We start from the raw sequence: 12,202 nt of genomic DNA, 5'->3' as shown, positions 1-12,202 counted from the left end.
AGCGCTGATCTCGGAGACGAGTTCGGCCGTCTTGCGGATGTCCGGCACCAGACGGCCCAGCATCTCGCCGGCTTCGGCGGCAGCCTTGACGGTATCGCTCGACATCGAGCTGATCTCGGCAGCCGCCGATTGGCTACGTTCGGCAAGCTTGCGCACTTCCGAGGCGACGACCGCAAAGCCCTTGCCGTGTTCGCCGGCACGCGCCGCTTCCACCGCCGCGTTCAGAGCGAGAAGGTCGGTCTGGCGGGCGATTTCCTGCACGATGCCGATCTTTTCGGCAATGGTGCGCATGGCGCTGACGGCGCGGGTCACCGCATCGCCGCTTGCTTCCGCATCCTTGGCCGACTGACGAGCGATCTTTTCCGTCTGGGCGGCATTGTCGGCATTCTGCTTGATGTTCGCCGCCATCTGCTCCATCGAAGCCGAGGCTTCTTCAGCAGATGCCGCCTGCTCTGTCGCGCCCTGCGACACCTGCTCAGAGCTTGCCGAGAGTTCCTGGCTGCCCGAGGAAACGTTGTCGGCCGCGCCCAATGCATCGGCAACGACGCCGCGCAGGCGTTCGATCATGACATTGACGTTGCCGAGCAATTCGCCGATTTCATCGTGATTGGTGATCTCAGCCGTCTTCGTCAGATCGCCCTCGGAAACTTCTCGAACGACGGTGTTGGCGCGGGTAAGACCTTTGCTGATCGTGTTCGCGATCCAAAAAGCGGTTGCGGCGGCGATCAGCAGCGCCACACCTGCGGCAACCAGCATGGTGAGGCGGGAGCCGGCATATTGCACATCGGCGCCGTCATCCGCTTCCTTCATTTTCTGCTTCTCGGTGGCGAGCAGACCGTCGAGAGCGTTGCCGATGTCATTGGCGGCCTTGCGGGCGTCGGTAACGGAGATGTTGTTCGCGCCTTCCTTGTCGCCTGCCTTTAGCAGTTGCCGGATCTGATCGTCCGCCTGGATGAACTTCGCCGCAACGGCTTCGACGGCATCCCAACGGGTACGGCTCTCTTCGGTCGCGATCTTGTCCAAGGCGGCGAATGTGTCGGCGAGCTGCTTGCGTGCCACGTCGCCGGCAGCGAGCGCAGCCTTGGCGTCTTCGTCGCTCTGCGCAGCAAGTAGGTTCTTCTGCTGACGGACGACCTGAAGCTGGGAGATGTTGACCTGCTGCGTCAACTCCAGACGCGCGACAGGGCCTTCGAGAACGTTGCTGATGGTGTCGTTGAAAGCGCTGAGGCTCATGATGCCGTAGCCGGCCGTGCCTATCAGCATGAGGATGATGAAGGCGAACGCCCCCACCAGCTTGGCTTTGATCGTTAGACGCATCGTCTTGATTCCCTCGAAAATTCGGCCACGCAATGGTCAGGCGGAAAGCGCCTTGTTTTGCCGGGCGGAAAAAATCGCCTGCAGATTGGGGAGAATGATGAATTCCCCACCGCGCTTGACCAGGCAGTTGATGTAGTCGGGACGCCAACGCATCCCCACGCTAGGCGGTGCTTCGCTGGAAGCTTTTGCAAGTGTGGTGACTTCATTCACCCTGTCGGTCCGCAGACCCACGAGCGTGGGTTCATCCTGCAGGTCAAGTTCGATAACGATGATACGGCTATCGATAGTCGCTTCCGCCGCTTCCATGCCGAAAGCGAGGCGGAGATCGGCAAGGGGGATCACCTTGCCGCGAAAGTTGATGACACTACCCACGAAGGGCTGGCTGCCGGGAACGGCGGTTTCCGGCAGAATGTCCAGGATTTCCTGAACCATGACCGCCTCGAGGGCGAAGGTTTCACCGGCAAGATCGAAGGTCAGGACTTCAAGCTCGCCGTTTTCATTCCAGTGAATGCCATTCCAGAGATTGTCGGATTTCATGGCTGTTCCGCTCATCCCGCTGCACGCAGATGCGCCTCCTGTTGCTGTCCGGCTGCGACCAGATGCACGACATCGAGAATGAGGGCGACGCTGCCGTCACCGAGGATCGTCGCCCCGGAGAAGTGGGCGACGTCATTGTGCAGCTTCGACATGGATTTGATCACCGTCTGGTGGTCGCCGATGATCTGGTCGACGACAAGGCCGACCCGCTCGGTGCCGGTGGAGATGACGACAACCTTCTGATGCACATCCGGCTTGGTGCCGGTGCGGAATACGTCTCGCAACCGCAGGAACGGCACCAGGCTGTCGCGCAGCGAAATGAAGCTGCGGCCGCGCGAACGCAGATCCTCTTCCAGCGACAATTCCAGGCATTCCTCGACCGCCGACAGCGGAATGACATAGCGCCCTGCGCCGACGCGCACGAGCAGGCCGTCGATGATGGCGAGCGTCAGCGGAATGCGCAGCGACACGTCGGACCCCTGCCCCGGCTGGCTGACGATATCGATGGCGCCCCGCAGCGCTTCCACCGTCTGCTTCACCACATCCATGCCGACGCCGCGGCCGGAAAGATTGGTGATCTGCGCCGCCGTCGAAAATCCGGGCGCGAAGATGAGCTGCAGAAGCTCGGCATCGCTGAGTTGCTGTCCCGGCTGGATCAGCCCCGACGATTCCGCCTTGGCGCGAACGCGTTCGCGATTGATGCCGCGGCCGTCATCCTTGATCGAGATGATGACCTCGCCGCCCGATTGCCGGGCTGACAATGTAATCGTTCCGGCTTTGGCCTTGCCGGCAGCAAGACGTTCTTCCGGTGGTTCAAGACCATGGTCGATGGAATTGCGCACCAGATGCACCAGCGGATCGGCAAGCCGTTCGATCACGGTCTTGTCGACCTCCGTCGTCTCGCCTTCGGTGACGAGTTCGATAACCTTGCCGGTCTCGCGCGCCAGATCATGCACCAGACGGCGGAAGCGATTGAAAAGGCTCGCGACCGGCACCATGCGCAGCACCATCATCGTATCGCGCAGTTCGCCAGATAGGCGCTCGATCTCTTCCGACACCGACCTCAGCCCGATATCGGCGCTGGCACTCGCCAACTGGCTGAGGCGCGATTGCGCTATGACCAGTTCGCCGACACGGTCCATGAGTTCATCGAGGCGATCAGCCGGAACGCGAACGCTTTCCGCAACTTTTGCCTGACGCTGGTCGGCAACCGACGCCGCAGATGCCACCGCCTCGCGTTTGACGGGGACAATCTCGGCAGCAGCCGGCGCGGCCGATGCGGTCGCCTGCGGGACGGTCGAGACGACAGGCTCATCGGGCGCTCCAACAACCGCATTGCCATCGATTTCCTCCACATCGAGCTGCATGTCGTCCATAACGAAGATGAAAACATCGTCGATGGCTGAGCGCGGCTGCTCGGTCGTAACAGTCACATCCCAGGAAAGATGCAGCTCCGTCGGCGCTAGCGCGCTCAGCGGGGGAATGGCCGAGGTGTTGGCGAGAATGCGGCATTCGCCAAGATCGCGCAGTTCGTCCAGCAAACCCAGCGGATTGGTGCCGTTGATCATCGCGTTCAGCGGCAGGCTGAAACGGATATGCCAGGTCTTGCGCTTGTTCGCGACGGGCGCAGTCGCGGCGACCGCCTGCACAGGCTTTGCAGCATCGCCGACGCCGCCGACCGCTGCTTGCAACTGCGCCAGAAGGCGCTGGCTGGTGGCGTCGTGATTGCCGTTGGGATCGTCGACGAGGGCGCGCATATGATCCTGCGCGTCCAGAACGGCAGCGACGAGCTCGGCCGTTGCCGGCGCCTGGCCTTTGCGGACGCGGTCGAAGGCGGTTTCGCAATGATGTGTAAAGGCAGCAAGCGCATCGAAGCCGAACATGGAGCCCGAGCCTTTCAGCGTATGAAGGCTGCGGAACACGGCGTCGATCAAAGGCCTATCGTCTAGCCGATGCGTGAGATCCAAAAGGCCTGCCTCGATCTGCTCCAGGCATTCTGCAGCCTCGGTACGGAAGACAGCGATTGGATCGATCGAGCTCATCTGCCCAGCACCTTCCTGGCGATCTTGACGAGATTTTCCGGATCGAAAGGCTTGGTCAGCCACCCGGTGGCGCCGGCAGCCTTGGCGCGCGCCTTGAGATCGGCATCGGATTCCGTCGTCAGGAAGATGATTGGAACGCCCATGTGAGCCGGTAGCTTGCGCAGTTCCTCGATCATGGTCAATCCGTCCATGACAGGCATGTTGAGGTCCGTCACGATGAGATCGAATTGCCCGGCCTTGGCCTTGTCGAGGCCCTCGGCACCGTTCGCCGCCTCGATGACCTCGTAACCGGCATTGGTCAGCGTCACCTTGGTTGTCAGACGGATGCTGGCGGAATCGTCGACAGTCAAAATCTTCGCACTCATGAATGTACCTCTTGATGGAGCCAGAATTGCGCGTCCTCCGCCGTAAAGGCCTCGACGAACCCGCCCCTTTGCAAGACTTTCAAAACAGAACCGCTGGCCGGAGAAGAAAGACGAAGTGTTTTGCCGGAAGCCTTCGCCTCGGCCCGAGCCGACTCGACCAATTGCACGAAGCTCAAATCAGCTTCCGCATCGTCGGCGACTTCGAGGATAAGCATTTTGCTGTCGCGAAACTTTAAAGTCATACTTTGATAGATTTCGGAAATGTTCCTGATGTTCAGGATATCAGGCAGGGAAATAGATTCGGAATATTGATCATCCATTTCAAATCCGGCTCCGCTACCACATGAATACTTGAGCAATAACTACTGAATCTCATGTCAGCCTTAACAGGCAGTAAACACAGGTTGTATAATTCTCCGTTTTCTCAGCTGTGAATTCTCACCTGACATAAATGACCGCAGAAGTTTTACGATGAAAAATATGTTTGAGATTCAGCCGGTTAAATCGAAAAGATCAAAACCGCGGCTTTCCGGTGAGTGAATCTTAACTCTGCTGGGGAAAGCCCGGCATGCAACGTCCACGAGTCCTGAGAATTTACCGGAATTTTCCATCCCACATTTAAGAGTTGAGTCGAACGGGCCTTTCTCCAAGTAAAGGGACACACATGCAAAATGGAACAGCTCTGGCACGCCGCATCGATTGCCCACGGGGACTCCCGCGGGCCATGGATGTCAGCCGCACCCTGGAAGCGGCGCGCACGGAGGTTGAGAAACGCTTTCTCGACGGCGGCGCTGTTCTTCTATCTGTCATGGAAGTCCTGAACCAACTCCTGTCATCCCTCGACCGGCTGACCAAGGCGCTCGACAATGACGGCACCAGCGACACCACCGCCGATCTGTTGCTGACGGTGAGCGGCTTGTCGGACCTGCCCGGTCTCGAAGCACGGCGCCAGGAGAATTTCGCTGTTTTGGCCGAGGCCGGCACTAAGCTGCACGCGCATGTCACCGATATGCAGGAGACCATGCGTTACCTGCGCACTTTCGCGGTCACGGTGAAGATTACCGGTGCGGGCATTGCCGAATTTGCCGGTTTTGCCGAGGAGATCCTGGAGCGCATTCACTCCGGCACCAATGAAGTCAACACCTTCGCCCAGCAGCTCGGCGCCCTCGAACGCGACCTCAAGGTCGCCATGACCTTTGGCGCCACAACCGCGAAGGCCTATGACCGCAATGTTCCGCAAGTGGTCGCAGCACTCGAAAAGGATGCCCGCACCATCGCTGCCCACCGCCGGGAACTCGCAGTAATCGCCGCCGAGGTCGGCGCCATTGCCCGCGGTGTGCAAAACAAGGTCGCAACCACCCTTTCGGCTTTGCAGATCGGCGACATCACCCGCCAGCGCATCGAGCATGTGCAAAGCGCCTTCGCCTTTCTCGAAGAATTTCTTGAAGGCGAGGAAGGCAGTAGGCTCGATGCCGATGCCAGCCAGCGGCTCGAAAATGTTATCCACCACCTGACGGCGGCGCAGATGCGCGACATGGTCTCGGATTTCCAGCGGGAGTCTGGCAGTGTCGTCAAGATCATCGCCAGCTTCAGCCATGACACGCAGGAAATCCTGAAGCTGCGCGACGCCATGAAGCCCGAGCATGGAAACAGCGACGGCAATGTGCTGCGTGCGCTGGAACAGAGCGTCTCGGCTGCCCACACCATCGTCAAACAGGTCGAAACCGCCCGCGTTCAGGCCGATGGTATCAGCCAGTCGACGCTCGGCACGGCCTCGAACCTGTTGCATCGCATCGAGACCATCCGCGCCGTCAAGACCGACATCCACTACATGGCGCTCAATACCAATCTGCGCTGCAGCCGTATGGGCGAGGAAGGCCGTTCGATCAACGTCGTCACCGCCGAACTGCGCATCTTTGCGGCAAAACTCGATGAATCCGCCGATGCGATCGTCTCCGGTCTCGCATCCCTCGAAACGGCGGCCGGCCACGTTGCCTTCGGCCAGGAGGCCTCGGACTACCGCCTCGACGAGCGGCTAATCTCGGCCGTCGACGCCATCCGCACCGCCGCCAATATCATGGATGGCGAGCTGGAAACGCTCTCGGCGCATGGCCGTGAAGTGGCGAACAAGATCATGCTGTCGATCGGCAAGCTCGACTTCCAACGCGACCTCGGCGAGATCCTGGCAAATTGTGCCGACACGCTCGAAGTTATGGCCGGCAGCTATATGGCCGACGTCAGCGATTTGGAGGAGACCATCGCGCCGCTCAGCGCCCGCATCTTCAAGACCTACACAATGGCGCAGGAGCGCAATGTCCATCGCGATATCATCGCCATGGATGCCAGCGCGGCACCGGCTGCTGCACCGGCCAAGGCGGACGAATATCTTTTCGCGGACGCTCTGTTCTAACGGAATGGAATTCGCTTAGAGCATCCGGCTTTCAGGTGAAATCACCTGTAAGCGGATAAGATGCTCTAGATTCAAAAGACAGCGTTACTGCGCCCTGCGAAATTTGTTCGCGGCGTCGATCGCGGCCTTTTGCTGATAATCCTCGATGCCCTGGTAAAAATCCTCAAGTTCCGGATCTTTGAGGCCGGCGCGGCGCGAGATGACATACCAGGTCGCCGCGGCCACCGGATCCTGCTTCGTGCCGAGCGCGTTGATATAGAGATGCGCCAGTTTGTTTTGCGCAACGACATTGCCGCGATAGGCGGCAACCCGCATCCAGTTGAAACCGTTTTCCAGATCCTGCTTGCCGCCAATACCGTTGATCAGCCAAACGCCCATGTCGAGCTGGGCGGTGTCGAAGCCTGCATTGGCAGCGCGCGACAGCCATTCACGCGCCTGTGCCTTCTTCTCCGCAGGCAGGTCGGGCAGATTGAGATAGAGCTGGGAGACGGCATATTGCGCATCGGCAATGCCCTGCTGCGCCGCCTTTTCATAATACGGGAGAGCCATCTGCAGACCCTTGATCCCGGGATTGTCTGCCGTCAGGCTCTGCCCCCAGTTGAATTCGGCGGATGGCTGGCCGGCATCGGCCGCCTTCTTCATCCACTCGTCCGCCTTCTTCTCGTCGCGTGGCAGGTCACGCCCCTCCATCAGGAGCAACGCGTATTTGAACATCGAAGTTGCATCGCCGCCTTCGGCTGCCTTACCGTACCAGAAGGCAGCATCCTTGGTGTCGCGCTTGACGCCCAGGCCCTGCGACATCAATTCGGCAAGCAAGGTCTGCGCCGCGGGGTCTCCGAGCTGTGCCCGCGGCAAGGCTTTCTGAAACGCGGTCAGATAATAGCCGCGCTGGAAAGCGCCGTATGCTTCGTCGACCTTGCCAGTGAACGCCTTTTCCGGTGGCAGGTCGGGGAGCTTCGCGCCCATGCGGTCAAAGACGCCGACGCCTTGGGAGGGCTTGATGGCATCCTCCGTCTTCGGCTCAGCGCCGGGCGCGGTCTTCTCGGTCTTGAAAGTGCCGGCCGCAGCATCCAACGGCCGCGTCACCACGCTGTCGCCGGGCGGCGGCGGCGCGCTATCGTCGGGCGCAGCAGCCTCATCGGCCGGCGCGGTATCGTCGGATTGTCCGCTGTCGGTCGGCCGCGCGCCCTTGTCCGGCTGCGTTGTCATGCCGGGAAGCGACGTCTCGCTATTTTTCGATTGCGCCACCGCAAGCGGCGGCAATGCCGTCAGCCCAACGGCGAGCGCAGCAAGAAAAAACCGGTGACTGAATCGAGGCGTGAGCGACATGGATTGCTATCAATCTTCAAACCGTGGCGCTTTTTCGTCGAGAAGCGCATTCACTTCCGCAACGATGGATGGGGCCGCCGAGGGGTCTGCAAAAACGGCGCCGCGCAGCGCCACGAATTCGGCGCCCGTCAAAGCGACTTCCAGCGCCGATTTCGGATCGGTGCCACCCATGATGATACAGGGAATCTCGATCATCGATGCCCACCATTCGCCGAGCGCCAGGTTTTTCGGGTGCGCCTCCGGCTTGATGTCGCCATCGAGCTTGCCGAAGAAGATGTAGTCGGGACGCAGCTCGCCGATCTCCAGCGCATTGTGCCTGTCTGTGGCATTGCCGCCGCCGACGATCAGCTTCGGTACGAATTTCTCCACCGCTTCAGTGAATTCGGCAAGACTGCCGGTAATGTGCAACCCGTCGGCCTTGGCGCGGCCGGCGACACGGCTATCTCCGGCAATCAACGCCGCTGCGCCAGCCGCCTGCACCACCGGCACCAGCTTTTCCGCATGTTTCTGGAAGGTGCTGTCGTCGAGACCATATTGCGGGATGATGACCGACGCCACATCCCCGCCCCTCAGCGCATCGGCCACCGCCTTCGCCTGCTCTTCGATATCGGCAATATCGGGAACGATGAGAACGAGGCGGCAACGATCTTCGGGCACGGTCATGCGGGTTTCCATATTTGCGTTCATTTATCAGGGGATGGCGCACCCATTCGATGCTTGTGAGTAAATCCGTTAGAACTTGCTGACAAGGGGGCAACAGGCGCTGATTTGCTCATTGCCTGCCCCACAACCAAAGACCGATGTGAATACAACCGTAAAGTTGATATTTACCGCAGTACCAAAGTAAAGCTAGAGGACTGATCGACGACTGGCCGGGGCAGATAAATCACATGAAACTAGCGCGCATAATATTCGCACTGACGTTGAGCATTGCGTTCTGCACGGTTCGTACGGTCGTCCTCGCCGATCCAGATGAAGCCTTCATGGCCTATCAGAAGTCGGATTATGCCACCGCCTTCAAACTCTATCATGAAAGAGCACTAAAGGGGGTCGTGAGCGCTCAGGGTGTGGTCGGCACTCTCTACGCTTTCGGACGAGGCGTTAAGCAGGACGACAATCAGGCGGCCTTCTGGTTCCAAAAGCTGGCGGAACAGGGCAATGCCAAGGGGCAATTTGCGCTTGGGGAGATGTATCTCGCAGGCCGCGGCGTACCTCAGGATTACACCAAGGCGGCCGAATTGTTTCGCAACGCTGCGGAACAAGGCGAACCATTCTCCGCATTTTGGCTGAGTATGCTCTACGAACAGGGACAAGGAGTCCCCAAGGACCCACAGCAAGCCACCTACTGGAAGAGGAAATCCGACGAGAACATGCCAGACATTTCCGATATTTTACCTCCGCCACAACAAAAGTAGGCCACGACCGAAACAACGCATCATTGCGGCGCACAATTGACTTGCCGCTCTTGGGCGTTTGACGTAGCTTTCGGCCCATGTCGACCATGGACCCCTTCGCAGCCATCGCGGATCCGAACCGGCGTTACCTGCTGGAGGAATTGCGCCGCGCACCCAAAACGGTCAACGAACTGGCGCAGGGCCTGCCGATCAGCAGGCCGGCCGTGTCGCAGCATCTCAAGGCGCTGCTTGACAGCAATCTCGTTTCTGTCACCACCGAAGGGACGAAACGCATCTACGCGGTCAACAGCCGCGGTTTCGACAAGCTCAATTTGTGGCTGGATCAGTTCTGGGGCTGAGATCAGGCTCCTTTGCGCGCTCTGCGGCAATTCCGATCTTTATCAGGCCCAATCTTTCTCAGGAAAGTTGCGCCAACTCCCACTCCTCACGTTTTGAAGTTGGCGCATCCTTATCGACTGGGAGCAGTCACCGTCTCTTACAAGGGAATTGTTTCAGGGCCTTCCGGCCCGCCTGTCTTCCTTGCCACGATCGATGGCTTCCGTCCTCTGGAAGACGTTGCGTCAGTGAACTGACGATCGCAGACGTTGGATTTCGTCTTTGAGGCGCAGCTTCCTGCGCTTGATATCGGCTATTTCAGTATCATTGATAGAGGGAGACGTCAGTGCAGAATGCAGCTCCTCCTCGAGAGCGACATGTTTCTTTTCGAGCGATTCAAGATGAGCTTGAACAGTCATATGACCCTTCCTTCCTCTTACGATCCCTGGCCATCCATCGCCAAGGCTCTAGGTGTCAACCCTACCAGTGTGCCATAATATCGAACCCTTGTCGAAGGCGAAAACGTGGCCTATGAGCGGCAAATTCGTGATGAGGGATAACTTCCCGTTACCATCATTTGGTGATAGGAGCTTGCGGGATTCACGTGGCGGAACGAACAAGTCTCCGCAGGGCATTGGGGAAATGAGCATGGCCGATCAGGAACAGGCGGAAATCAGGCTGATCGTGGCGCGGTTGCGCCAGGAACATGAAGACTATGACGCCGCGATCGACGCCATGATCCAGACGGGCTGCGACGCGCTTCGCATTCAGCGCATGAAAAAGAAGAAGCTCGTCATCAAGGACAAGCTCACCAAGCTGGAAGACCAGATCATTCCCGACATTATCGCCTGAGGAGCAAGACGCGACGATGATGACAGAAAGACCACCCGTCGCCATCATCATGGGCAGCCAGTCCGACTGGGAAACCATGAAGAACGCCGCAGATACGCTGGAGGCGCTGGAAATCACCTATGACGCGCGCATCATCTCCGCACATCGCACGCCGGACCGGCTGGTGAGCTTCGCCAAGGGCGCACGCGACGAAGGCTTTAAAGTCATTATCGCCGGCGCAGGCGGCGCCGCCCACCTTCCGGGCATGGCCGCGTCGATGACGCCGCTGCCGGTCTTCGGTGTGCCGGTGCAGTCGCGTGCCTTGTCCGGCCAGGACAGCCTTCTTTCCATCGTGCAGATGCCGGCAGGTATTCCCGTCGGCACGTTGGCGATCGGCAAGGCCGGCGCGATCAATGCCGCCCTTCTTGCCGCCGCCGTCCTGGCGCTCGGTGATGAGGATATCGCTGAACGGCTGGACGAATGGCGGGCCCGGCAGAGCGCTGCGGTCGCTGAATATCCAATGGACGACCTATGACCGCGAAAACGATCGGCATCATCGGCGGCGGCCAGCTCGGCCGCATGCTGGCCATGGCGGCGGCTCGCTTGAACTTCCGCACGATCATCCTGGAGCCGGAGGCCGATTGCCCCGCCGCGCAGGTGGCGAACGACCAAATCGTAGCCACCTATGACGATCCGGCCGCTCTCGCCGAACTGGCGAAGCGCTGCGACGTCGTCACGTACGAATTTGAAAACGTGCCGGTCATCGCCGCCGAGAGGCTCGCCAAGGATATCGCGGTCTACCCGCCGCCAATGGCGCTGGAGATGGCGCAGGACAGACTGACCGAAAAGCGCTTCATCAACGATTGCGGCATTCCGACCGCTCGTTTTCACGCCGTCGACAGCCAGGCCGATCTCGAAACGGCGCTTGCCGATTTCGGCGGCCAGGGTGTGCTCAAGACCCGGCGCCTCGGCTATGACGGAAAGGGGCAGCGCGTCTATCGCTCGTCCGCCGACAGTGCTGAAGGCGGCTATGCCGCGCTCGGCGGCGTGCCGCTGATTCTCGAAAGCTTCGTGGCATTCGAGCGGGAGATCTCCATCATTGCCGCCCGCGGCTTGGATGGCACCATCGCCTGCTATGATCCGGCGGAAAATATCCACCGCAACGGCATCCTCCACACCTCCACCCTCCCCGCCAGCATCTCCGCCGAGACGGCGGCGGCGGCGCGGGTGGCGGCGGAAAAGATTGTGGCCGCGCTCGGCTATGTCGGCGTCATCGGCATTGAGTTCTTCGTCCTCGCCGACGGCAGTCTGATTGCCAATGAAATGGCACCGCGCGTTCACAATTCCGGGCACTGGACGGAAGCCGCCTGCGTCGTCTCGCAATTCGAGCAGCATATCCGCGCCGTCGCCGGCCTGCCGCTCGGCAATCCCGGACGCCATTCCGACTGCGTAATGCTGAATCTGATCGGCGACGATATCCTTTCGGTTCCCGATTGGCTGAGCCAGGACGATGTGCTGGTCCATCTCTACGGCAAGACAAAGTCGCGTCCCGGCCGCAAAATGGGGCATATTACACAGCTTCGTCGCTAACAGCGCAGGGAAAAAACCCCTGACGTGGTTGACAGGGCTAAGGCGACAGGG

At 59.8% G+C, this 12,202-nt stretch carries 14 protein-coding genes; 6 read left to right on the top strand and 8 right to left on the bottom strand.

The genetic code is table 11. The features are described from left to right. The 5 genes from K290_RS0116335 to K290_RS0116315 form a co-directional block, all read right to left on the bottom strand. Positions 1 to 1,317, bottom strand: a 1,317-nt coding sequence (locus K290_RS0116335) for a methyl-accepting chemotaxis protein (protein WP_037135588.1), incomplete at its 3' end; no start/stop codon positions are given. A 36-nt stretch (positions 1,318 to 1,353) separates the two neighbouring features. Beyond that, positions 1,354 to 1,854 carry a chemotaxis protein CheW gene (locus K290_RS0116330; RefSeq protein WP_154668620.1) on the bottom strand — a complete coding sequence of 167 codons (501 nt, stop codon included), beginning with the start codon at positions 1,852 to 1,854 and terminating at the stop codon, positions 1,354 to 1,356. 11 nt (positions 1,855 to 1,865) lie between these two features. Then, positions 1,866 to 3,896: a chemotaxis protein CheA gene (locus K290_RS0116325; RefSeq protein WP_028752921.1), complete on the bottom strand. Its 2,031-nt coding sequence runs from the start codon at positions 3,894 to 3,896 to the stop codon at positions 1,866 to 1,868. After that, positions 3,893 to 4,261: a response regulator gene (locus K290_RS0116320; protein ID WP_028752920.1), complete on the bottom strand. Its 369-nt coding sequence runs from the start codon at positions 4,259 to 4,261 to the stop codon at positions 3,893 to 3,895. Before K290_RS0116320 ends, K290_RS0116325 begins: the two co-directional genes overlap by 4 nt. Then, entirely contained in the window at positions 4,258 to 4,581 is a 324-nt protein-coding gene (locus K290_RS0116315; RefSeq protein WP_028752919.1) for a hypothetical protein, read from the bottom strand. The genes K290_RS0116320 and K290_RS0116315 overlap by 4 nt, the downstream gene beginning before the upstream one ends. 404 nt (positions 4,582 to 4,985) lie before the next feature. Here K290_RS0116315 and K290_RS0116310 point away from each other — a divergent pair, with 404 nt between their 5' ends. Continuing rightward, positions 4,986 to 6,671 (top strand): hypothetical protein, encoded by a 1,686-nt coding sequence (locus K290_RS0116310; RefSeq protein ID WP_051264114.1) that lies wholly within the window; start codon positions 4,986 to 4,988, stop codon positions 6,669 to 6,671. A gap of 84 nt (positions 6,672 to 6,755) precedes the next feature. Here the strand turns inward: K290_RS0116310 and K290_RS0116305 are convergent, their stop codons facing one another. Further along, positions 6,756 to 8,000, bottom strand: coding sequence for a tetratricopeptide repeat protein (locus K290_RS0116305; RefSeq protein WP_028752917.1), 1,245 nt, complete (start codon positions 7,998 to 8,000; stop codon positions 6,756 to 6,758). 9 nt (positions 8,001 to 8,009) lie between these two features. After that, entirely contained in the window at positions 8,010 to 8,663 is a 654-nt protein-coding gene (locus K290_RS0116300; protein ID WP_028752916.1) for a thiamine phosphate synthase, read from the bottom strand. Positions 8,664 to 8,890: 227 nt separating this feature from the next. Here K290_RS0116300 and K290_RS34410 point away from each other — a divergent pair, with 227 nt between their 5' ends. Both K290_RS34410 and K290_RS0116290 read left to right on the top strand, forming a co-directional pair. After that, positions 8,891 to 9,415: a tetratricopeptide repeat protein gene (locus K290_RS34410; protein WP_051264113.1), complete on the top strand. Its 525-nt coding sequence runs from the start codon at positions 8,891 to 8,893 to the stop codon at positions 9,413 to 9,415. Positions 9,416 to 9,492: 77 nt separating this feature from the next. Continuing rightward, a complete protein-coding gene (locus K290_RS0116290) occupies positions 9,493 to 9,753 on the top strand; it encodes an ArsR/SmtB family transcription factor (RefSeq protein WP_028752915.1) in 261 nt (86 codons plus the stop codon). 222 nt (positions 9,754 to 9,975) lie between these two features. Here the strand turns inward: K290_RS0116290 and K290_RS36265 are convergent, their stop codons facing one another. After that, a complete protein-coding gene (locus K290_RS36265) occupies positions 9,976 to 10,149 on the bottom strand; it encodes a YdcH family protein (protein WP_081670329.1) in 174 nt (57 codons plus the stop codon). Positions 10,150 to 10,378: 229 nt separating this feature from the next. Between K290_RS36265 and K290_RS0116280 the strand changes: the two genes are divergently transcribed. From K290_RS0116280 to K290_RS0116270, 3 genes are read left to right on the top strand one after another with little or no spacing between them, the layout of a single operon-like run. Next, the gene (locus K290_RS0116280; RefSeq protein ID WP_028752913.1) at positions 10,379 to 10,582 is read left to right on the top strand and encodes a YdcH family protein; all 204 of its coding nucleotides are present in this window, start codon (positions 10,379 to 10,381) and stop codon (positions 10,580 to 10,582) included. 19 nt (positions 10,583 to 10,601) lie between these two features. Beyond that, complete coding sequence (purE, locus tag K290_RS0116275) at positions 10,602 to 11,096, top strand: 5-(carboxyamino)imidazole ribonucleotide mutase (RefSeq protein WP_028752912.1); 495 nt, start codon at positions 10,602 to 10,604, stop codon at positions 11,094 to 11,096. After that, positions 11,093 to 12,151 carry a 5-(carboxyamino)imidazole ribonucleotide synthase gene (locus K290_RS0116270; RefSeq protein WP_028752911.1) on the top strand — a complete coding sequence of 353 codons (1,059 nt, stop codon included), beginning with the start codon at positions 11,093 to 11,095 and terminating at the stop codon, positions 12,149 to 12,151. The genes purE and K290_RS0116270 overlap by 4 nt, the downstream gene beginning before the upstream one ends. Positions 12,152 to 12,202: the final 51 nt, after the last annotated feature.

Origin of the sequence: Rhizobium leucaenae USDA 9039, from assembly GCF_000426285.1 — a bacterium.
GTDB lineage: Bacteria > Pseudomonadota > Alphaproteobacteria > Rhizobiales > Rhizobiaceae > Rhizobium > Rhizobium leucaenae.
The sequence above is the reverse complement of the archived record's forward strand: the minus strand, read 5'-3'. Positions and strand labels throughout refer to the sequence as shown.